The sequence below is a fragment of the Domibacillus sp. PGB-M46 genome, from assembly GCF_022668875.1.
Classification (GTDB): Bacteria; Bacillota; Bacilli; order Bacillales; family Domibacillaceae; genus Domibacillus.
Map to the genome: position 1 here is coordinate 23,963 of NZ_JAKGCR010000005.1, position 22,104 is coordinate 46,066.

At 46.3% G+C, this 22,104-nt stretch carries 20 protein-coding genes; 14 read left to right on the forward strand and 6 right to left on the reverse strand.

From position 1 onward, the window contains the following. Nucleotides 1-17 precede the first annotated feature (17 nt). The gene (locus L2D08_RS07810; RefSeq protein ID WP_242233201.1) at nt 18-530 is read right to left on the reverse strand and encodes a gamma carbonic anhydrase; all 513 of its coding nucleotides are present in this window, start codon (nt 528-530) and stop codon (nt 18-20) included. A 108-nt stretch (nt 531-638) separates the two neighbouring features. On the opposite strand from L2D08_RS07810, the gene L2D08_RS07815 reads away from it, so the two are divergent. From L2D08_RS07815 to L2D08_RS07840, 6 genes are all read left to right on the forward strand, one after another. Then, complete coding sequence (locus tag L2D08_RS07815; RefSeq protein WP_242233202.1) at nt 639-1,448, forward strand: alpha/beta hydrolase; 810 nt, start codon at nt 639-641, stop codon at nt 1,446-1,448. A 9-nt stretch (nt 1,449-1,457) separates the two neighbouring features. Next, nucleotides 1,458-2,534 (forward strand): tetraprenyl-beta-curcumene synthase family protein, encoded by a 1,077-nt coding sequence (locus tag L2D08_RS07820; RefSeq protein ID WP_242233203.1) that lies wholly within the window; start codon nt 1,458-1,460, stop codon nt 2,532-2,534. Between the two features lie 13 nt (nt 2,535-2,547). After that, nucleotides 2,548-3,555 (forward strand): LLM class flavin-dependent oxidoreductase, encoded by a 1,008-nt coding sequence (locus L2D08_RS07825; RefSeq protein WP_242233204.1) that lies wholly within the window; start codon nt 2,548-2,550, stop codon nt 3,553-3,555. Between the two features lie 100 nt (nt 3,556-3,655). Further along, nucleotides 3,656-4,603, forward strand: a complete 948-nt coding sequence (locus tag L2D08_RS07830; protein WP_242233205.1) for an iron-hydroxamate ABC transporter substrate-binding protein — start codon at nt 3,656-3,658, stop codon at nt 4,601-4,603. 13 nt (nt 4,604-4,616) lie between these two features. Beyond that, entirely contained in the window at nt 4,617-5,645 is a 1,029-nt protein-coding gene (locus tag L2D08_RS07835; RefSeq protein WP_242233206.1) for a FecCD family ABC transporter permease, read from the forward strand. Beyond that, the gene (locus L2D08_RS07840; protein ID WP_242233207.1) at nt 5,642-6,646 is read left to right on the forward strand and encodes a FecCD family ABC transporter permease; all 1,005 of its coding nucleotides are present in this window, start codon (nt 5,642-5,644) and stop codon (nt 6,644-6,646) included. The genes L2D08_RS07835 and L2D08_RS07840 overlap by 4 nt, the downstream gene beginning before the upstream one ends. 66 nt (nt 6,647-6,712) lie before the next feature. Here L2D08_RS07840 and mnmM read toward each other — a convergent pair whose 3' ends face one another. Then, the gene (mnmM, locus tag L2D08_RS07845) at nt 6,713-7,294 is read right to left on the reverse strand and encodes a tRNA 5-(aminomethyl)-2-thiouridylate-methyltransferase MnmM (RefSeq protein WP_242233208.1); all 582 of its coding nucleotides are present in this window, start codon (nt 7,292-7,294) and stop codon (nt 6,713-6,715) included. Next, a complete protein-coding gene (gene mnmL, locus L2D08_RS07850) occupies nt 7,291-8,247 on the reverse strand; it encodes a tRNA modification radical SAM protein MnmL/YtqA (RefSeq protein ID WP_242233209.1) in 957 nt (318 codons plus the stop codon). Before mnmL ends, mnmM begins: the two co-directional genes overlap by 4 nt. 271 nt (nt 8,248-8,518) lie before the next feature. On the opposite strand from mnmL, the gene leuS reads away from it, so the two are divergent. Both leuS and L2D08_RS07860 read left to right on the forward strand, forming a co-directional pair. Next, nucleotides 8,519-10,930, forward strand: coding sequence for a leucine--tRNA ligase (gene leuS / locus L2D08_RS07855; RefSeq protein ID WP_242233210.1), 2,412 nt, complete (start codon nt 8,519-8,521; stop codon nt 10,928-10,930). Nucleotides 10,931-10,949: 19 nt separating this feature from the next. After that, nucleotides 10,950-11,258 (forward strand): rhodanese-like domain-containing protein, encoded by a 309-nt coding sequence (locus L2D08_RS07860; protein WP_242233211.1) that lies wholly within the window; start codon nt 10,950-10,952, stop codon nt 11,256-11,258. Between the two features lie 36 nt (nt 11,259-11,294). Here L2D08_RS07860 and L2D08_RS07865 read toward each other — a convergent pair whose 3' ends face one another. Continuing rightward, nucleotides 11,295-12,548: a BaiN/RdsA family NAD(P)/FAD-dependent oxidoreductase gene (locus L2D08_RS07865; protein WP_242233212.1), complete on the reverse strand. Its 1,254-nt coding sequence runs from the start codon at nt 12,546-12,548 to the stop codon at nt 11,295-11,297. A gap of 120 nt (nt 12,549-12,668) precedes the next feature. On the opposite strand from L2D08_RS07865, the gene L2D08_RS07870 reads away from it, so the two are divergent. Continuing rightward, the gene (locus tag L2D08_RS07870) at nt 12,669-14,291 is read left to right on the forward strand and encodes a putative polysaccharide biosynthesis protein (protein WP_242233213.1); all 1,623 of its coding nucleotides are present in this window, start codon (nt 12,669-12,671) and stop codon (nt 14,289-14,291) included. A 13-nt stretch (nt 14,292-14,304) separates the two neighbouring features. After that, the gene (locus L2D08_RS07875) at nt 14,305-15,015 is read left to right on the forward strand and encodes a pseudouridine synthase (RefSeq protein ID WP_242233214.1); all 711 of its coding nucleotides are present in this window, start codon (nt 14,305-14,307) and stop codon (nt 15,013-15,015) included. A 44-nt stretch (nt 15,016-15,059) separates the two neighbouring features. Here L2D08_RS07875 and L2D08_RS07880 read toward each other — a convergent pair whose 3' ends face one another. Beyond that, complete coding sequence (locus L2D08_RS07880) at nt 15,060-15,281, reverse strand: DeoR family transcriptional regulator (RefSeq protein WP_045851690.1); 222 nt, start codon at nt 15,279-15,281, stop codon at nt 15,060-15,062. 324 nt (nt 15,282-15,605) lie between these two features. On the opposite strand from L2D08_RS07880, the gene pepV reads away from it, so the two are divergent. After that, nucleotides 15,606-17,015 (forward strand): dipeptidase PepV, encoded by a 1,410-nt coding sequence (gene pepV / locus L2D08_RS07885; RefSeq protein WP_242233215.1) that lies wholly within the window; start codon nt 15,606-15,608, stop codon nt 17,013-17,015. Nucleotides 17,016-17,375: 360 nt separating this feature from the next. On the opposite strand, the gene cysK is transcribed toward pepV, so the two are convergent. Further along, the gene (cysK, locus tag L2D08_RS07890) at nt 17,376-18,308 is read right to left on the reverse strand and encodes a cysteine synthase A (RefSeq protein ID WP_375337573.1); all 933 of its coding nucleotides are present in this window, start codon (nt 18,306-18,308) and stop codon (nt 17,376-17,378) included. A 143-nt stretch (nt 18,309-18,451) separates the two neighbouring features. On the opposite strand from cysK, the gene thpR reads away from it, so the two are divergent. Genes thpR through pulA form a run of 3 tightly spaced genes read left to right on the forward strand, consistent with a single transcriptional unit; the run spans nt 18,452 to nt 22,095 of the window. Beyond that, nucleotides 18,452-19,018, forward strand: coding sequence for an RNA 2',3'-cyclic phosphodiesterase (gene thpR, locus L2D08_RS07895; protein ID WP_242233217.1), 567 nt, complete (start codon nt 18,452-18,454; stop codon nt 19,016-19,018). After that, nucleotides 19,006-19,959 carry a nuclease-related domain-containing protein gene (locus tag L2D08_RS07900; RefSeq protein ID WP_242233218.1) on the forward strand — a complete coding sequence of 318 codons (954 nt, stop codon included), beginning with the start codon at nt 19,006-19,008 and terminating at the stop codon, nt 19,957-19,959. Before thpR ends, L2D08_RS07900 begins: the two co-directional genes overlap by 13 nt. Then, a complete protein-coding gene (pulA, locus tag L2D08_RS07905; protein WP_242233219.1) occupies nt 19,960-22,095 on the forward strand; it encodes a type I pullulanase in 2,136 nt (711 codons plus the stop codon). The last annotated feature ends 9 nt before the right edge of the window (nt 22,096-22,104 follow it).

Here is a 22,104-nt window from a genome sequence, read left to right on the forward strand (position 1 = left end):
ATTTGGGCATGGTTTTTTTATGCTTGAATAGATTTATAATACTGGCCTTTTTCAGCGTATTCACGCACGATACGTTCCATGTCTTTGCGGTCTTCTTCATTTACATTTCGCACTACTTTAGCAGGCCGTCCGAAGGCCATTGTATTTGGAGGAATCACCTTACCCGGCGGTACAAGGCTGCCCGCGCCGATAAATGCACCTTCTCCGATTTCGGCATTGTCTAAAATAATGGATCCCATGCCGATTAGGGCGCCTTTTCGAATTTTACAGCTATGTAAGATCACTTGATGGCCAACTGTCACTGCATCTTCAATGACGAGCGGGTTGTTTGGACTTTGATGAAGAACGGAATTGTCCTGGATATTCACTTTACTGCCAATGATCGTCGGTGCAACATCTCCACGTATAACGGTGTTATACCAAACAGTGGATTGTTCGCCGATCACGACATCTCCTGTAATCGTTGCGTAGTCCGCAACAAAAGCGGATTCAGCAATCACCGGCTGTTTATCTTTATACGGATAAATCATGGTTTAGGCCCCTTTCTTTTTTGTCTGTTATACCGTTTTATTTTATCGAACAGCAAAAGATTTGTATAATAGAAAAAACGGTTGTCGTTTTTTGAAGGAGAGAGCATTATGTGGAAATGGGAATGTGAAGAAAAGCCAAAAGGCGTGATTGTAATGGTGCATGGTGCCCTTGAACACCATGGCCGGTACGGCTGGCTTATTGAAATGTGGCGGCAAAACGGGTTTCATGTTGTCATGGGAGATCTGCCTGGGCAGGGAATGACTTCACGTGCAAAACGCGGCCACATTTCATCTTTTAAAGAATATACGAATGAATTATCGGATTGGGTGCAGGCAGCATATCAATTTAACGTCCCTGTGTTTTTGCTGGGTCACAGTATGGGTGCGCTTGTGATTACCCGCTATTTACAGGAGGAAAAGCCGGAGATCGCTGGGGTCATTATGTCGTCTCCTCTATTTAAAATGAAACATGTGCCGCCTAAGCATTTAAATGTGCTTACACACGGCTTAAATTCAATGACCCCGTCCTTGAAATTTGATTCAGGCATTACGTCTGAAATGGCGACCCGGAACGAAGAAATTTGGGCTTTTGATGCTGAAGACTCTTTGTTTGTCCGGAAAGTATCGGTTCGGTGGTACAGAGAAATTGTGCAGGCCATCAAAATCGCAACAGCTGGACCGGGAGAAGTGCCAGATATTCCCCACCTGATTATGCAGGCGGGAGAAGACCGGATCACCGACGGAAGTACAGCCCGTTCATTTGCCAAAAAGCTGGAGCTGTCCGAGCTGCAATATAAGGAATGGCCGGGCCTTTATCATGAAATTTTTAACGAACCAGAGCGGGAAGATGTATTTCAATATGCCCTTGATTTTGTTCACAACCGATTGCGGTCACTCGGTTTTATTATGGAAAAGTGAGGTAAGAACATGACAGTCCCTACGAATTCGCTCCTGTTAATGCGAAAAATATATAAAACCATTTTCCCTGCTGTGAAAACGGAGTGGAGCAAATGGAAGGCATTGGCGGAACAAATACCCAATCCGGAACTGCGCAAGCAGGCAATGGACGTATATGAAAAAAAATACTTTCACTGCGAAGCAGGCGGTGTGATTTCAATGCTGGCCGGGAATAGCCAAAAAGAAGCGATCTCTTTTATTGTGCCTTATCAATTAATTTGTGATTATCTCGATAATTTATGCGACCAGACCACATCATTTGATCCAAATGATTTCGCGGCGCTTCATGAAGCGCTGCGTGACTGTTTTTGTCCCGGCCAGCCTAAAAGCGATTATTATCGATTTCGTGAAACCAAGAATGATGGCGGCTATTTAGATGCACTGGTTGATGGCTGCCGCCAGGTGGTGGAAGAAACACCTTCCTTTGCAGCGGCAAAACCGCATGTGCTGGATTTAAGCCGCTATTACAGCGAATTGCAGATTCATAAGCATGTTCGTGAAGAAGAGCGGGAAGAGCGCTTGATTCGCTGGTTTGAGAGTTACAAAGTGGATTTACCGGAAATGGAATGGTATGAGTTTGCTGCCTGCACGGGTTCGACAGTCGGTGTATACTGCCTAATGTCTTGTGCGATGCAGCCGGCGTTTACGCCTACATACGCCAAAATGGTGCGTGACTGCTATTTCCCATATGTGCAGGGCATTCACATTTTGCTCGACTATTTTATTGACCAGGAAGAAGATATGGAAGATGGCGAGTTAAATTTCTGTACATACTACAACAGCGAAACAGAAATGATGGAACGATTTCTTTACTTCTTGCGCCAGGCAAAGAAAGGAACCGAACGGCTGCCGCACGCTAAGTTTCACTCATTTTTAATTGAGGGCATTGTGGCTGTTTACTTATCGGAAGAAAAAGCGGCTGGCAAAAAAAGCGTGCGTGGACATTGCCGCAAGCTTGTCCATACGGCTGGAGCGGCCAGTATTTTCTTTTATTGGAATGGCCGAACTTATAAAACATACCGGAAAATGCGCCAGGCCGGCCGGTAAAAGGAGAGGGCATATGAAGCTTAGTATATTGGATCAGTCTCCCTTGTCGGAAGGACAAAGCGCCATGAAAGCTCTTCAGGAAACGGTAGAGCTGGCTCAATGGGCGGAAGAACTTGGATACGAACGGTTTTGGGTATCTGAGCATCATGATGCAGATACACTCGCCGGCTCTTCGCCAGAGGTGCTGCTCGGCCATTTGGCAGCAAAAACAAACAGCATTCGGCTTGGCTCAGGCGGTGTGATGCTGACACACTACAGCGCTTATAAAGTTGCTGAAAATTTTAAAGTACTGTCTGCGCTTGCTCCGGAGCGAATCGATCTAGGTGTAGGGCGGGCACCAGGCGGCATGCCGAGGGCTTCGTTTGCCCTGTCGAATGGCCGGAAGCGGGAAAAAGACCGCTTTCCGGAACAAATTGATGATGTGCTCGCTTATTTGTATGATCAGCCTGTTCCCCATCCGTATTCTGGTGTCAGGGCAACTCCTGCTCTTGAAGTACCGCCTGATGTGTGGCTGCTTGGTTCAAGCCCGTCCAGTGCAGCGCTCGCTGCCCAAAAAGGGCTGCCTTACGTATTTGCTAAATTTATTAATGGCGACGGGGGGCCCGATGAGCTGGCTGAGTACCGGCGCACCTTTCAGCCGTCTTCTCATTTAAAGGAGCCAAAATCCGCTGTGGCCGTTTTTCTTGTATGTGCAGAGACAGATGAGGAAGCTGATTTTCTTGCGGGAAGCCTTGATCTGTCCCTGATGATGACCGGGCAGGGAATTCGCTCAACCGGCACACCTTCACCGGAAAAAGCAGCGTCTTACTCATATGGGAAGTTTGAGCGGATGCATGTTGAAGAAAACCGAAAGCGTATGATTGTGGGAGGACCGGACACTGTTCGAACGCAGCTGGAGGAATTAGCGGAAAAATGCGGGACGGATGAGATCATGGCTGTGACGATCTTGTTTGATTTTGAAAAAAAGAAACGCTCCTTTCAATTACTTGCTGAGGCGGTGGGTAATAAAAAGCTCCTGTAAAAGGAGCTTTTTTAAAAAAATAACGTTGACAATGAGAATCATTTTCGATAAGATTTACCTAGTTATTGATAATCATTTTCACTTAGAAAGGACGAACAACATGAAGCGCAAATTATTTTCAGTTTTACCGCTGCTTATGATCATAAGTGCTCTTTTCCTAGCCGCGTGTTCTCAGGAGAAAGAAGAAAGCGGGCAGGAAAAGAAATCAAATACAGAAGCAGAAACACGTACATATGCATCAGAAGAAGGTGACATTGAGATTCCGGCCAAACCAGAACGGGTAGCTGTCATGGCTGCTACGTATCCAGGGAATTTCCTGGAGCTTGGTGTAACCCCTGTTGCGATTACAGACTGGTCTGCTAAAAGCAAGTTTTTAGGTGATAAGCTAAAAGATGCAAAAGTAGTAGCCCCAGATGATTATGAAACGTTGATTGGTTTAGAGCCAGATTTAATTATTACGTATACAGGAGACGAAAACATGGCGAAATACAAAGAAATTGCGCCAACAGTCGGACTGTCTTACGAGAAATACAATTATCTTGATCAGCATCTTGAAATCGGCAAAATTTTAGGCAAAGAAGAAGAAGCCCAAAAATGGGTAGATGAATGGAATGCGAAAGCAGAAGAAGCGAAGAAAAAGGTTCAAGAGGCGATTGGAACAAATGCCACAGCAACTGTGGTTGAAACATTCGGCAAAGACACGTATGTATACGGCAAAAACTGGGGCCGTGGAACAGAAGTCATCTATCAGGCTCTTGGCATGAAGGCCCCTGAAAAAGTAGAAGCGGAAGCATTTGGACCAGGCTATAAGGCCATCTCGGCTGAAGCGATTCCAGAATATGCAGGTGATTATATTTTCGTTGGAGAAGGTGCCAACGTATCATCTTCAACATTTATGGAAACAGAACTTTGGAAAAACATTCCGGCTGTGAAAGCAGGAAACGTGATCACATTCGACTCGGATTCTTTTTACTTCAATGATCCAATCTCAGTTGAAAAAGAACTTGACTTTATCGTAGACGCTTTAACGAAAAAAGCGGCGCAATAAAGGGAAGATCCGTATGAATCATATAAGTGAATTACAAGCAGGCTCCCGTCCAAAGACGGGAGTATTCGTTCTTTTAGCAGGATTTGCAGGTTTATTGATCAGTCTGGCGTTGTCCGTTTCGGTCGGGGCAGCAGAACTGACGCTGAAAACGGTTTGGGAGGCCATTTTTTCATTTGATCCAAGCCGTAAAGCAGATCAAATTATTATGGGCATCCGTTTGCCAAGGGAGATTGGAGCGGCGCTGACGGGAGCGGCATTTGGAACAGCAGGAGCTATTATGCAAGGGGTTACACGTAACCCGCTGGCGGAGCCGGGCCTGCTTGGCTTGAATACAGGTGCAAGTCTTGGCCTTGCCTGTATGCTGGCCTTTTTTTCTGCCAGCTCTTATACAATGGCTATTCTTTTTTCTTTTGCTGGCGCAGCTGTCGGAGCTGTTTTATTATTCGGCCTGGCTTCAATCAAAAAAGGGGGCTTCTCGCCGCTGCGCATTGTACTCGCAGGGGCCGCCATTTCTGCTTTGTTAACGGCGCTTGGAGAAGGTGTCGCCCTTATGTTTCAGCTGTCACAGGACCTTGCTTTCTGGCAGGCCGGGGGTGTTTCCGGAACAAGCTGGCCTCAGCTTAAAGTGTTGGCTCCGGTCGTTGGAATTGGTCTGCTGACCGCTATTCTGCTGTCAAGATCGTTGACTATTTTAAGCTTTGGTGAGGAAATGGCTAAAGGGCTCGGACAGCGGACAACGCTTGTAAAAGTGATTTTAATTTTGGTCGTGCTTATCCTCTCTGGGTCGGGCGTCTCTGTCGCGGGACCGATTATGTTTATTGGCTTAATGACTCCACATTTAGTCCGGGCGCTTGTCGGAACGGATTATCGGTGGATTATTCCTGGCTCAGCTCTTTTCGGAAGCATGATGCTTGTGCTGGCTGATACAGCAGCCCGTATGATTAACCCGCCATTCGAAACACCGGTTGGCGCGGTCATTTCTGTTATCGGCGTGCCGTTTTTCCTTTATCTTATTCGCAAAAGGGGGCGGCTCACACAATGAATGATCATTTAAAGAAAAGAGCAAGGCGCGTTTTCACCGTGTCAGTTGTACTTCTTGTTGTTTTATTTATAGCAAGTGCTGCGTCGGGAAAAGCAGCTGTTCCGCCGATGCGTCTGCTAGAAACGCTGCTCGGTAATGGGACACCCAGAGAAGAGCTTATTTTATACAGCTTCCGTCTGCCGCGCATGATGATTACGATGCTTGCCGGAGCGGCGCTGGCCGTCTCAGGCGCGATATTGCAAAGTATCTCCCGCAATCCGCTGGCCGATCCAGGAATTCTCGGCATTAACGCGGGAGCGGGCTTGATGGTCACCATTTACGCGTTGATCTTTACGCCGCAGTCTTCAACATTTTTATATATGGTGCCGCTGTTCGCATTTATTGGCGGCATGGTGACGGCACTCATCATTTCCGCAGTTTCCTATCATAAAACAGAAGGTCTTGATCCGATTCGTCTTGTTTTAGCAGGAGTCGGCATGGCGATGGCAATGGCGGGCATCATGCTGATCCTTGCTTCACAGTTTGACTCGCGCGAATACGAATTTATCGCCGGCTGGCTTGCCGGTGATATATGGGGTAATGACTGGAACTTTGTAAAAGCATTGGTGCCATGGCTGGTTATCTTGATTCCAGCCGTATTGTGGAAATCAAATGTATTGAATCTATTAAACTTAAATGAAGGCACTTCTGCGGGGCTTGGAGTAAGAGTCGGCAGGGAGCGGATTATGCTGCTGCTCCTATCCGTTGCACTTGCATCAGCAGCCGTGTCAGTGAGCGGCGGCATTGTGTTTATCGGCTTGATGGCCCCGCATATTGCAAGAGGATTAACAGGACCTCGTCATCAGCATTTTGTGCCGGCTGCAGCGGTCATCGGTGCCCTGCTGCTTCTTGGGGCGGATACGATCGGCCGCCTGCTGCCGTTTACAACCTCTGTACCGGCAGGGATTATTGTCACATTGATCGGCGCTCCCTATTTTATGTATTTGATGGTTAAAAAGTGATCTCCTGCACAATAAGATATTTCAATCTGTAAAAAAGCTTCCTCCTTTTAAAAGGAGGAAGCTTTTTTATATGGCCGGACGTTTTTCGATAGCGACAATAAAAGGAGGCGTGTTTACTTGGTTGATAAAGCCGTATTGCATCACGTGCGCCCGCTGCTGGTCAAGACCGGCAGCAAATTCAACTACCGCATTCCGCTCATCAGCGCCGCCTGTATGGCCATGGTATACAACGAGTACAATCAAACCGCCGGGTTTAAGCATATCAAACAGCTGGTGGATGGCTTCAATAGTGGTATCCGGTCTGGTAATGATTGATTTGTCACCTTTTGGCAGGTAGCCGAGATTAAAAATAGCCGCATTGATCCCTCCGTGGTAGAAGTCTGGAATATGCTTTCGGACCTCTTCATGGCCGCTATGAAACAGTGAAACACAGTTTGAGAAGCCCGCTTCTGCTACACGTTTTTTTGTATTATGAATTGCCTGTTCTTGAACGTCGAACGCAAAAACGCGGCCGTCTTCGCCGGCCAGCCCGGCTAAAAATACCGTATCATGTCCATTGCCGGCTGTAGCATCGACAAAGCATGGGGCATCTGACAGGGTTTTTTGAATGAGAAGCCGCGCGAACGGCAAAATTCCATCTAGCGTCATGGCTGCACAATAGCTCCTTTGTAGAACTTGCCCTGCCACGTATCGCGCTTTTGCATTTCGGCATGAATGGCATTCAATACTTCCCATTTATTGACACTCCACATTGGACCGATCATCAGCTCGATTGGGCCGTCGCCCGTAATGCGGTGGACAACCATTTCCGGCGGCAGGATTTCAAGCTGGTCTACAACAAGCTTCGCATAGTCCTGCATCGATAAAAAGTCCAGCATGCCTTTTTCATACTGTTTGACAAGAGGTGTCCCTTTTAAGAGGTGCAGCAAGTGAATTTTAATGCCCTGTACATCTAAATCAGCGATAGCCTGGGCCGTCTCCATCATCATTTCGGGAGTTTCAAGCGGCAGGCCGTTAATTAAATGCGAGCAAATACGGATGTTGTGCTTGCGCAGCTTTTCAACGCCCTCCACATAGGTTTGAAAATCGTGGGCACGATTAATAATGCGGGCTGTTTTTTCGTGAACGGTCTGCAGGCCGAGTTCTACCCATAAATACGTACGCTCATTCAATTCAGCCAAATAGTCAACAACGTCATCCGGAAGGCAGTCCGGACGAGTGGCGATCGAAATACCAACCACATCATCCTGCTTCAGGACCGTCTCGTATTTTTCACGAAGCACCTCAACCGGCGCATGTGTATTCGTATATGCCTGGAAATACGCCATATATTTTCCATGCTTCCATTTTTCGTGCATTTTTGTTTTTATATCATGAAACTGTTTTTCCAGCGGGTCAACCCGGTCACCGGCAAAATCACCTGAGCCTGCTGCACTGCAAAATGTACAGCCGCCAAAAGCAACCGTGCCGTCGCGGTTAGGGCAGTCAAATCCGCCGTCAAGTGCTACCTTAAATACTTTATGACCGAAGTGCTGCCGCAAATGGTAATTCCATGTATGATACCGTCTGTCGTCGCTTGCGTACGGAAACGGGTTTGTCATCATTCATTCCTCCTTTAAAGCTCGTTTTAAATTGTAGCATGAAGAGGGAAGCGGGTAAAATGCGCTTGCATATTAGCTGGAATTTTTCTAAAATGAAAGGTAAAGATTAATGAAGAAAGCCGTCGGACTAATGCTCCATTTTGGGTAGAGAAAAACCTCTCCTGTCCCACTCGCTGGGCAGGAGTTTTCTATTAGGTCTACGATAAAGGCCGCAAAGGGCGGCGTATTCAGTTTTCGATCGGCAGTACATAAACGGAAGGCAGGTTTCAACATGAATTTTGATCATAAAAAGATCGAGCAAAAATGGCAGCACCATTGGGAACAAAATAAAACGTTTAAAATGAACAATGATTTGGATAAGCCAAAGTTTTACGCACTGGATATGTTTCCGTATCCATCAGGCGCCGGGCTTCACGTTGGACACCCGGAAGGCTATACGGCAACGGATATTTTAAGCCGTTTTAAGCGTATGCAGGGATACAATGTGCTTCATCCAATGGGATGGGATGCATTCGGGCTTCCAGCAGAACAATACGCGCTTGATACTGGAAACGACCCGGCCGAATTTACAGAACAAAATATTAATAACTTCCGCCGTCAAATCAAATCACTCGGGTTTTCTTATGACTGGGATCGTGAAATCAATACAACAGACCCGGATTATTATAAATGGACACAGTGGATTTTCCTTCAATTGTATAAAAAAGGGCTGGCATATGTAGATGAAGTGCCGGTTAACTGGTGCCCGGCACTAGGAACGGTTCTTGCAAATGAAGAAGTGATTGACGGGAAATCGGAACGCGGCGGCCATCCGGTTGAACGCCGCCCAATGCGTCAATGGATGCTTAAAATTACGGCTTATGCGGACCGTTTGATCGAAGATTTAGAGGAATTGGACTGGCCAGAGAGCATTAAAGATATGCAGCGTAACTGGATTGGCCGTTCTGAAGGAGCAGAAGTAACGTTCAATATTGACGGCCATGACGAAACATTTACGGTATTCACAACGCGTCCAGACACGCTGTTTGGAGCGACGTATGCTGTTTTGGCTCCCGAACATCCATTTGTTGAAAAAATTACTACAGCGGAACAAAAAGAAGCCGTCGAGCAATATATTGATGGAGTCAAATCAAAAAGTGATCTGGAGCGGACCGATCTTGCCAAAGACAAAACCGGTGTTTTCACAGGCGCTTATGCCGTAAACCCGGTAAACGGTGAAAAAATGCCGATCTGGATCGCAGATTATGTATTGATCACATATGGTACGGGTGCGATTATGGCCGTTCCGGCACATGATGAGCGGGACTATGAGTTTGCGCGGAAATTTGATTTGCCAATCAAGGAAGTGGTAGCCGGCGGAAATATAGAAGAAGAAGCCTATACAGGAGACGGCGAGCATATTAATTCAGACTTCCTTAACGGTTTAAACAAGGAAGATGCAATTGCACAAATGATCGCCTGGCTCGAAAAAGAAGGTATTGGTACGAAAAAAGTGACGTACCGTCTTCGTGACTGGCTGTTCAGCCGTCAGCGTTACTGGGGTGAGCCAATTCCAATTATTCACTGGGAAGACGGTACAATGACAGCTGTTCCAGAATCAGAGCTGCCGCTTGTATTGCCGAAAACGACGGAAATTCGTCCGTCCGGCACTGGTGAATCACCACTTGCTATTATCGAAGACTGGGTGAATGTCGTAGATCCGGAAACAGGCAAAAAAGGCCGCCGGGAAACAAATACAATGCCGCAATGGGCGGGAAGCTGCTGGTACTACCTGCGCTTTATCGATCCGACCAACAAAGAAGCGCTTGCGGATGCCGATCTTTTAAAACGCTGGCTGCCGGTTGATATTTATATCGGCGGAGCAGAGCATGCTGTACTTCACTTGCTATATGCGCGTTTCTGGCATAAAGTGCTGTATGATATCGGTGTGGTTCATACGAAAGAGCCATTCCAGAAATTGTTTAACCAGGGAATGATCCTTGGAGAAAACAATGAAAAAATGAGTAAATCAAAAGGCAACGTCGTTAATCCGGACGAAATCGTGGAAAGCCACGGTGCCGACACACTCCGCCTTTACGAGATGTTCATGGGCCCGCTTGAAGCATCGATTGCCTGGAGCACAAACGGAGTAGAAGGGGCACGCCGCTTCCTTGACCGCATTTGGCGTTTGCTTGTGACAGATGATGGTTCGTTAACATCAAAAGTAGGCGAAGGAGATACAGCGCTTGAGAAAGTGTATCACCAGACCGTGAAGAAAGTAACGGAAGACTATGAAGGCCTTCGCTTTAACACAGCCATCTCACAAATGATGGTATTTGTAAATGAAGCGAACAAAGCCGAAACAATTCCGACAGAATACGCAGAAGGATTCGTGAAGCTTCTATCACCGCTTGCTCCGCACTTGGCAGAAGAGCTATGGGAAAAGCTCGGCCACAGCGAGACGGTGACGTACGAAGCATGGCCGCAATTTGATGAGTCAAAGCTTGTCGATGACGAAGTCGAAATCGTCTTGCAGCTGAATGGAAAAGTAAAAGCAAAACGTATGGTATCTAAAGACGCTACGCGTGAACAACTGGAAGAACTAGCCATGCAGGACGAACAGTTTACAGCGGAGCTGGCTGGTAAAACGGTTCGCAAAGTTATTGCTGTACCGGGCAAGCTTGTGAACGTTGTAGCGAACTAATGTTGAGGGGATGAAGAATATGATTCCAACGATTACAGCAGAAGAAGTACGCCAAAAACTCGAAAACGGCGAAACATTAGCCCTGATCGATGTTCGTGAAGAAGATGAAGTTGCAGAAGGCATGATCCCGGAAGCAGAGCATATCGTCATGGGAACCATTCCTGGTGAATTGGATCGCCTTGATCCAGAAACCGACTATATCATCGTATGCCGTTCAGGTGTACGTTCTGAGAATGTGGCCCGCTTTCTCATTGAAAACGGCTTTAAAGCCACAAACATGACAGGCGGCATGCTGAACTATGCAGGTGAAACAGCACCGAAAAAATAAAAAACTGTGCGGAGCGAGTCCGCACAGTTTTTTTATTTACCGAACGCCTGCTGCATTAGTGCCGGCAATATGTCCGGTAATAAGAGCCGCCGTAATATTGTAGCCGCCGGTATAGCCATGAATGTCGAGTATTTCTCCACAGAAGAAAAGGCCGTCTTTCTTTTTAGAAGCCATCGTTTTGGGCTCGATTTCTTTTACGGATACACCGCCGCCAGTTACAAACGCTTTTTCAATTGGCAATGTTCCGTGAACGGACATTTTAAATGACTTGAAAAGAGAAGCGAGTTCACGGATGGACGCTTCCGATAATCCGTTTCCAGGTGTATCAAGATCAATACCGGCCTGCTGGAGCAAAAAGTGCAGATATCGTTCCGGCACCATTTTTTTAAAGCTGTTTTTCACTGCTTTTTTCGGTTCTTCTTTTATCGTTTTGCGGATGGCAACACCCGCGTCGTGTTCATTTCCGTCTGGAAACGCATCGATGGCCATTTGAACGGGAAACCCGTTTTTCCTGCCTTCTTTCACGACGTATTGGCTGCAGCGCAGGGCAGCAGGACCCGATAAACCGAAATGAGTAAATAGCATATCCATTCGGTGAGTAACAAGCACTTTGCCTTTTTTATTGAGCACCGACAAGCCGACATCCCGAAGAGCAAGCCCCTGCATAGAGCGGTTTACAATAAACGGCTCTTTTGACGTAATAGGTACTTCTGTCGGGAACAGCTCGGTAATGGTATGGCCTGCCTGCTGGGCCCATGGATAGCCATCGCCGGTAGAGCCTGTCTGCGGCACCGCTTTCCCGCCTGTTGCCAGCACTACTGCATTCGAATGAATATCTTCGCCGGAGGCCAGACGGACACCGCGTATATATTGCTCATCCATCAATAATGAGTCAACAGGCGAGCCAAGGCGCATATCGACCCGAACGCGCTTAAGTTCACCGAGCAGTGCTTCCACAACGTCCTGCGCCCGGTTTGAGACCGGGAACATTCGTCCGTGGTCTTCTTCTTTCAGCTTCACGCCGAGCTGTTCAAAAAAACGGATAATGTCTTCATTGCTGAACACAGAAAAAGCGCTGTACAAAAAACGGCCGTTACCGGGAATGTGCCGGATAATTTCTTCAACAGGCAGGCGGTTTGTTACATTACAGCGCCCGCCGCCGGAAATTTGCAGCTTGTTTCCCGGTTTACGCCCTTTATCAATAAGCAGTGTGCGTGCGCCTGCACGGCCGGAGGCAATCGCTGCCATCAAGCCGGCTGGTCCGCCGCCCACGACGATTACGTCATACATATAGTCACCTCATTGTTCGAACTTTGTTCATTATAGCAGATGGCGAAAAAAATTGTCAGACACGAGAGAAAGAGGTACACTAGCAAGTGATGTTTAAAGAGAAAAAGAGGGATTCAATGTATGTCATCCAATTTGATCCGAGGGACGTTTATCCTCACACTTGGCACGTTTATATCTAAATTTCTTGGCTTGTTTTATGTTATCCCGTTTTACAGTATTATCGGAGGGGAAGATGCGGCAGCGCTGTATAGTTATGGCTACGTGCCCTATACGATTTTTATCAGTATTGCCACTGCAGGAGTTCCGCTTGCTGTCTCTAAATACATCGCAAAGTATAATGCGATAGAAGAGTATGCCGTTGGCAGGAAGCTGTTTAAATCGGGCATGGTCATTATGCTGATGACCGGTTTTGCTGCTTTTCTTATTATGTACTCATTTGCGCCTTTCTTTGCACAATTATCATTAAATGGGGAAGAGACGACTTATACGATTGAGGACGTCACGACCGTTATACGCGCAGTCAGCTTTGCTTTGATTATCGTTCCATTTATGAGCATCACGCGCGGATTTTTCCAGGGGCATCAATCAATGGGGCCATCAGCCGTTTCAACGGTTGTAGAGCAAATCGCCCGCATTGCTTTTCTATTGGCTGGAGCCTATATTGTGATTTATGTGATGGACGGATCGGTCGTAACAGCGGTCAGCGTTGCGACATTTGCCGCTTTTATCGGTGCGGTGTTCGGGCTCATTGTGCTGTACGTGTATTTCTTCAAGCGAAAAAAGCATTTGGACAAGCTCCTTGAGCAGGATAAAGGACAAGCAAAAGTTTCATTATTTGGGATGTATTCAGAAATTGTCGTATATGCAATTCCGTTTATTTTTGTCGGCATTGCGATTCCGCTTTACCAGCTTGTCGACCAGTTAACCTTTTCCCGCGCTATGTCTCAAATCGGTTTAGCCGACCAGGCAGTATCGGCATTTGGGATTTTAAATTTCAGCACGCAGAAGCTTGTCATTATTCCCGTTTCCCTTGCCACTGCATTTGCCATGACACTTGTTCCGATGGTCACGAGCTCATTTGTAAAGGGAAAAATGGATGTTGTCACGCAGCAGCTGAATAAAACCTTTGAAGTACTGCTTTTTTTAACGGTTCCTGCGGCGGTCGGTATGGCGCTTTTAGCAGAACCGCTTTATACCATTTTTTATGAAGCGAGTGCGCTTGGCACAGACGTACTTCGTGTGTATGCACCAATTGCGATTTTATTTGCCCTATTTTCCGTTACGGCAGCCATTTTACAAGGAATTAATGAACAGCGCTTTACAGTTTTAAGTTTATTGACCGGCATATTGGTTAAGCTGTCTTTAAATATTCCGCTTATTAAATTGTTTGAAACAGAAGGGGCTGTTTATGCGACTGCACTCGGCTACTCCACTTCTATTATCATCAATCTGGTTGTCATCCGTTTTTATGCCAATTACTCACTTCGCCCGCTTGCGAAAAAAATCGGCTTAATTATTGGGTTTAACGTAGTGATGGCTGTGGTTGTGATGGCCCTTTACGGGGTGCTGTCTTTCGTATTGTCGGCACAATCGGACGGTCCTGCTTTATTGATTACCATCATCTGTGCTGGCGCTGGAGCCGTTGTTTACTTTGTGCTCAGCCAGAAGTTTGGCCTGCTTGATGAGGTATTCGGTTCAAGGCTGGATGGAATTAAACGAAAACTACGCTTGAAAAAAGCATAAAAGGAGTAACGCTATGCGCTTAGATAAATGGCTGGCCAATTCTGGCATCGGTTCCCGCAAAGAAGTAAAAAAGCTGTTAAAATCGGGAGCCGTAACAGTGAATGGAAAAGTAATAAAAGATGCAAAGCAGCACGTTCATCCCCAAACAGATGAGGTGATGCTGTTTGATGAGCCGGTTGAATACCGTGAATTTATTTACTTGATGATGAACAAGCCGGCAGGGGTGATTTCAGCAACAGAAGACAAGCGGGACGAAACAGTGGTGGACCTGCTTGATGACATGCATAAGCATTTCGACCCGCACCCCGTCGGCCGCCTTGACAAAGACACAGAGGGGCTGCTTCTTTTAACAAATGATGGACAGCTCTCCCATGCTTTGCTTTCGCCGAAGCATCATGTCCCTAAAACATATTTTGCCCGCATCCGCGGCCATGTAACGGAAGAAGATGCAGCAGCTTTTCAAGAAGGAGTAACGCTTGATGACGGTTATCATACAAAGCCGGGAGAGCTTGTTATTTTATCAGCAGGCGAGGAGTCGGAGATTGAGCTGACGATTACGGAAGGAAAGTTTCATCAAGTAAAGCGAATGTTTCAAGCCGTAGGTAAAGAAGTGCTTTATTTAAAAAGACTATCGATGGGCGGTCTTTTGCTTGACGAAGAATTGGAGCTTGGCGAGTACCGGGAAGTAACAGAGGAAGAGCTTGCTTTACTGCGTGAAAGCTGAAAAAACGGCTGCCTGAAAAGGCAGCCGTTTTTTTGATAAAAACATTATGATGTCATCCGAACTTTCTTTTCTGTGGTTGTCCATTTCCCACGTGTGGGGCTAAAAACAAGCTCGTTGTAAGCCAGTACATTCAAGTCGCGTTGAATGGTTCGCGGGGTGATGCCAAATTCATCTACAATATCCTGCGTTGTCACAGTTCCATTTTCTTTAATGAACATATAGATGGATTTTATGCGAGTCAGCATCCGATTTGTAGTAGGCTTCAAAATACCACTCCCTCATCTTTTTTCCCATGAGACATAACGACAGCAGGAGACATGAAATGATAATATGATAAGCTGATTCAGACATCTCCTTGCACCTGTTTAACAGGCGCTAAACTGTCTGACAATTACAGTGTACTGTATTTATAGAGATTATGCTAGGGAAAAGAGCTTAATTTACAAGAGATTTACCCTTTTTTAATAATATTATGCCTGATAACAAAAAAAATGTACGTATTTTGGTAAAAAAAATGAAAAATAAATCTTTTGTAAAGAAATTGGTTAAAATGCCGGTTCCCATGTAAAATGAAAAAAGGAGGAATGCTTATGCGTACCATTAACTGGCGAAATGAAATAAAAAAACGCGAAGGCGAATTGATTCAGGATTTGCAGTCGTTAATTCAAATTCCAAGTGTGAAAAGCGATCAGGCAGCAGAAGATGCTCCTTTCGGAAGGGAAGTACGGCAGGCGCTTGATTTTATGCTTGAACTGGGCGAGAAAAGCGGCTTCCGTATAAAAAACACAGGAAACGTAGCCGGACACCTTGAAATGGGACAAGGGGAAGAATTGATTGGTATTTTGTGCCATGTAGACGTTGTGCCTCCGGGAGACGGCTGGTCGTATAAACCATTTAAGGGAGAAGTAGAGGACGGTAAAATCTTTGGACGCGGGGCGATTGATGATAAGGGACCGACTATTGCAGCATACTATGCTATGAAAACCGTTCAGGAATTAGGCATTCCGCTCGAAAAGCGGATCCGAATGATTGTGGGGACTGATGAAGAAAGTACATGGCAATGCGTGGAGCATTACTTTAAAACAGAAGAAATGCCAGGAGTCGGATTTGCGCCTGATGCAGATTTCCCGATTATTTTTGCAGAAAAAGGGATTGCGGATGTTCAGCTGGACCTGACCGTTCCGGAGCCCGGACAAGCTGATATCCAAATCGAATCGTTTAAGGCAGGCAGCCGGTATAATATGGTTCCGGATTATGCAAAAGCAGCCGTTTGGATTGAAAAGCAGCATACATTATTTTTACAAAACTATACAGAGTATATAAAAGACAACGACTTAGAAGGCTCTTATTATATTGACGGAGGAATTGTTTTTCTCGAAATGAATGGCGTATCTGCTCATGCAGCGGAACCAAAGGATGGACAAAACGCTGCGCTGTTCCTGGCCGATTTTTTAGTCAAGGAAGCGATTGATCCCGCTGCCTCTGCTTATTTGCAGTTTATTGTAGATTATTTCAAGGATGATACACGGGGGCACCAGCTAGGCATTGCCTTAACCGATGCGGAAATGGGCGATGTTACAGTGAACGCGGCTTTGTTCTCCTATGAAAAGCAGCAAACAGCGCAAATCGGCTTGAATATTCGATATCCTGTTTCTTTTTCATTTGAAGAAGAAATACACAAGCTTAAGGAATCTCTTTCTCCTGTTTCACTACAGGTTTTAGACAACAATCCTCCGCATTATACAGAGCCGGATGATCCATTTGTCCAAACGCTAAAGCGAGTGTACGAAGAGGAAACCGGCGAGGAGGCGAAGCTGCTTTCGACCGGCGGCGGTACATATGCGCGGGCTTTAAAAAGAGGCGTTGCGTTTGGAGCCTTGTTTCCTGGACGGGCTGACGTTGCCCATCAGAAAGATGAATATGCAGTTTTGGATGATCTGTTCCGGGCAGCGGCTATTTACGCACGGGCTATTGTCGAGCTTGCTGGAAAAAAGAATTAAAAAGAACCCTGTCATAACGGCAGGGTTCTTTCAGATTGTAGACAAATGATATGGATAACTGTGCACATGAATGGGATAGACCGGCGGCGTCCAGGCAGCTCCGCTTTCCATGGGGCAGGCGCTGAGCCCATAGGAGCCTGCGCCGCCCTCCCGCCGCCAAGTGGCTTGCAACGAGATTGTATAGAGTGAATAAGGTTGTATATCTTTCTGTGTAAAAAAGAAAAAAGGTCTAGTCAGCCCTTGCTTGCTGATCTTCCACATCACTAAGTGAAGACTGCCGGACGAAGATCCCACACTGCCCTAAAGGGCGCGCAGTCCGGCCAGCTTCATTTATCGTCTCTTTTTTAGAGGAAAGCTCATTTACTCGTCTTGAAATACATCCGTAGACAAGTACCGTTCGCCTGTATCTGGAGCGAGGCAAATGACTATATCATCTTTTGACAAAGCTTTAGCCGCTTGGATCGCGGCAAAGCATGCAGCACCGGCAGATGGACCGACCAAAATCCCCTCCTCAGCAGCAAGGCGGCGGGTAATGTCATAGGCGTCCTCATCCGTAATTTTAAAGATCGAGTCATAAACCTCTGTATTTAAAATAGAAGGGATAAACCCGGGGCTCGTACCGACGAGCTTGTGCCGGCCAGGCTGGCCGCCTGATAAAACAGGGGACCCGGCCGGCTCTACGACATAAACAGCTAAATCAGGGAATTGCTTTTTTAGTTCTTCCCCTGTACCCGTAATTGTTCCGCCTGTGCCTGCAGTTGCCACAAAAGCAGCAAACCGCTTGCCAATCTGTTCTACAGCTTCGGAAATTTCCGAGGAGGTCGTGCCACGGTGGGCATCCGAATTAGCGGGATTATCAAACTGCATGGGTATAAAACTGTTTGGAATATGCTCGGCCAGCTCCAGTGCTTTGCGGATGGAGCCAGGCATTTTTTCATCTCCCGGCGTCAAAACGACTTCTGCACCATATGCTTTTAAAAGGTTGATGCGTTCCTTTGTCATCGTGTCCGGCATTACCAAAATGGCTTTGTACCCTCTGGCAGCCGCGTTCATGGCAATACCGATGCCTGTATTTCCGCTTGTCGGTTCAATGATCACAGCTCCCGGTTTTAACTTTCCTGATTTTTCTGCCTCTATAATCATGTTATAAGCAGCGCGGTCCTTTACACTTCTGCTCGGGTTGTAAAATTCTAATTTTACGTATACATCTGCTCCATGTTCAGGTGACAAACGCTGCAGCTTTACGAGCGGTGTGTCGCCAATCAGTTTGGCAATATTATCAGCAACTTTCATCAAACGTCACCCTTTCTTTGTTCAATTAAAGCACATTACTCGAACAATTCCAATCGAAATACAGTGGATGAGAAAAGACGACTTTTCTTGCGGGTTTTTGGTAAACTAAAAATAACAATTGGTCGAAAAAAGGAGTGTAGGGTATGCAGCCACATTATTTTTTTGCACTTGTTCTTCCCAATGATGTGAAAGAAACGATTGCGGATGAAATGAAAGGAAGAAATGAGCTTTTTAAACGGCTGGTCCATAAGGAGGATTACCATTTGACATTGGCATTTGTGGGCGCAGCTGATCTTTCGGATCTGGAAAAAGCCTGCGTGTTTATAGAGGAAAACATAAAACATATACCTGTTTTCGAACTTAAACTGACGTCATTTGGTGCGTTTGGCCAAAAAACGTCTCCACGTATTTTCTGGATTGGAACGAATGGGCCTTCTTCTCTTTTCGATGTGCAAAAAGGGGTGGCAGCTGCGTGCCGGAAAGCAGGAATTTCCATAGATGAAAAACCGTTTCGCCCCCATATTACCACTGCGCGAAAATGGGCGGGTTCCAAGCCGTATGTGCCAGATGTACTTCCGGAATGGCCGTCTTTTCCTGCAGCTGAAATTGCTTTGTATGAAACGAAAAGGGCAGAGGGTCCAAAGTACGTGAAAAGATGGTCCTGTCTATTAAGCGGGTCAGGAGAGGAACAAGAGCCATGGCGCAATTAATTAAGCTTCAAAATTATATTTCAAGATATGAACAAGACCCTTTCCATTACCCAGCCCGGTATGTTCGGCTGAAAAAAGGAGAGTGGGAAAAGTTTCATAACCAGTGGGAATACCAGCGGAGCACGGGAATAATACATACAGAACCCGGCGAAGAGGGAAATTGGCTGCTGGAAGAACCAAAGGAAAAGCATGCTTTGCTCCGGGGGTTGTTTTCTAAAAAAGAAAAACGGGTAGAAACAGAGCCCGGGCCTTTGCAGGAAAATGAAGCTTTGTTTTCAATGAATGAATCAGAATTCACATACTTACAAACAGAAGAGGATGCAAAAAAAGCATTCGTTGATAAAATGTTTGCTTTTCAAGTGAAATGGGCAAGTTCAACGCTGCTGCATCAATCACCGCTCGACCACAAATATTATGTGGATGAGCAGCTGAAATTTTTAGCGATGCGTCTGCCGGATACGTTCCTTATTTTGTATAAGCCGGTTTTCCGCTTTCAAAAAGCCATTGTCGAGCTGGACATTGTATTGATCACACCGCTGCAGGTCTGGTGCCTTACATTTTTGGAAGAGCAGGACGAAGCGGTTTTTACCGGTTCTTCTGACCGGTTTTGGATGAAGCGTTTTCGAGAAAAGGAATCTAAAGTGTTAAGTCCTGCCGTTTCATTGGCGAGAACAGAAACGATCGTCAAAAAACTGCTCCGGCATCATGAAGTGGATATCCCCGTTCGAAAAGCGATTTTATCTCGAAACGGCTACATTGATGACCCGTCCGCACCAGCAGACATATATTACATTGATAAGCGTGAATTTCCCCACTGGTTTCAAGAAATGAGACAGTTGTCTTCACCACTGAAAACGATTCAGCTGAAAGCAGCAAAAGTTTTGCTTACACATGCAGATTCGATCAGCCTGCGCCGCCCAGAATGGGAGGAGGAGATATAAATGATTTCAACCCGTCCGTTTAATGCATATTTAGATACACTGACCGAAGTCGCTGTTTTGCTTCCAAAGCATTATTATTCAGGGAAGTCTTCTGCTTTTTATATTGAGAGCGGGGGCAACGTAACGAAAATGGAGCTTGTGAGCGTGCAGGAATTGAATGCAGAAATAAAATACACGTGCCGCTTAAAAGAAATGCCGGAATTTGGCCGGGAGCATGTTATTTTAGATGAACGCCTTATGCGTACCGATTTGCAAATGGGCAGTGTAATCCGGACGAAAGAATTCGACCGGCTCTTTTACTACGAAGGTAGGCTGGGAAGCATGTACACGCCGGAGAAAACCTCTTTTCGCGTGTGGGCACCGACGGCAACTGAAGCTTTTGTGAAGTTTAAAGAAACAGAGGAAGCCCCGCTCCGCTATATGCCAATGAGAAGAGGACCATCCGGTACATTTGAAGCGGAAATAAACGGAAATGCAGAAGGATTTTTTTACCATTACCAGGTGCGGGTCAATAATATCTGGCATGAAGCGGTGGACCCTTATGCAAAAATGGTTTCAGTTCACAGCGAGTGGGCACGTGTTGTCGATGATGAAAAAATGAAGGTGGAAAAGAACCAGCTCCCTCCTTTTTCTTCTCCGCTCGATGCGATTATTTACGAAGCTTCCATTCGTGATGTTTCGAGCCAGCGGGAAAGCGGCATTAAGCACCAGGGCTTGTATCTTGGGCTGACAGAGGAAGGGACACAGAGTCCTGACGGGCAGCCGACTGGATTGGATTATATTGCGTCGCTCGGTGTCACCCATGTACAACTGATGCCCTTTTTCGATTTTTTTGGTGTATCCGACACAGATTTTTCCGCCAACTACAACTGGGGCTATAATCCTCTTTATTTTAACGTGCCGGAAGGAAGCTTCAGCTCCAATCCAGCTGACTTGTATGCACGTTCAATAGAGCTGAAGCAAATGATCGAAGCATTTCATAAAAAAGGGCTCCGAGTCATCATGGATGTGGTGTACAACCATGTATTCGTTCGGGAGACTTCCTCGTTTGAAAAGCTCGTTCCGGGCTACTTTTTCCGCCAGGGAATCGACGGAATGCCTTCGAACGGTTCAGGGTGCGGAAACGATTTTGCATCAGAGCGGAAAATGGGCCGCAAATTTATTTTAGATTCTCTTCAGTACTGGATGGAAGCCTACAATCTTGATGGATTTCGTTTCGACCTGATGGGACTGATTGATGTGGAAACGATGAAGCAGGCAGCCAGCCGTCTTCGCCGTCATAATCCAGGTCTTATTCTGCTGGGAGAAGGATGGGACTTAAACACTGCGCTGCCCGCCGAGGAAAAAGCGGCGATTCGCAATGAACATGCACTGCCGGAGATTGCTTTTTTCAATGACCGGTTCCGTGACTCCATAAAGGGAAGTACCTTTCAGCTGTTTGAAACCGGTTTTGCGTTTGGAAACAGCAAGATGCTCGACAATGCCTTTGCCGCACTGACGGCCAATGTCGGATGCAGCGGTGTGGACCGGTTGTTTCACTCGCCGGCCCAGTCTGTCAACTATGTAGAATGTCATGATAATTACACACTATGGGATAAGCTTGAAGCTTGCTTTCCAGGAGATACGGAAACCAATAAGAAAAGGCATCTTCTGGCCACCGCCATTGTGCTTTTCTCTCAGGGAATTCCATTCCTGCATGCCGGACAGGAATTTTGCCGGACAAAGCATGGAGTTGAAAACAGCTATACAAGCTCCGACATCATTAATCAAATGGATTGGCGCCGCCGTGGTGAATTTGTAGACCATGTGCAATACGTGAAAGGGCTGATAGAAGTCCGAAAATCAACGGGGGCGTTGCGTCTTAGAGAAGAAGAAGCCATTTGCTATCATATTGTTAAATGGCCGGCCAATGCAGATACACTAACTGTCTGGCTGAAGGATGTCGGCTCGTACGGCAAGTGGAAAGATTTGGTTTTAAGCTTTAATACGGGCAAAATGGCTTCGACTTTTGCACTTCCGGAAGGAGAAGAATGGCACCAGATCGTTTCAGGTACTCAAGCTGGAACAAAGCCGCTTCAAACGGTGAAGCAAGACGCTTCAGTAGAGCCGTTCAGCTGTGCCGTTTACGTCAGATAGAATGTTTCA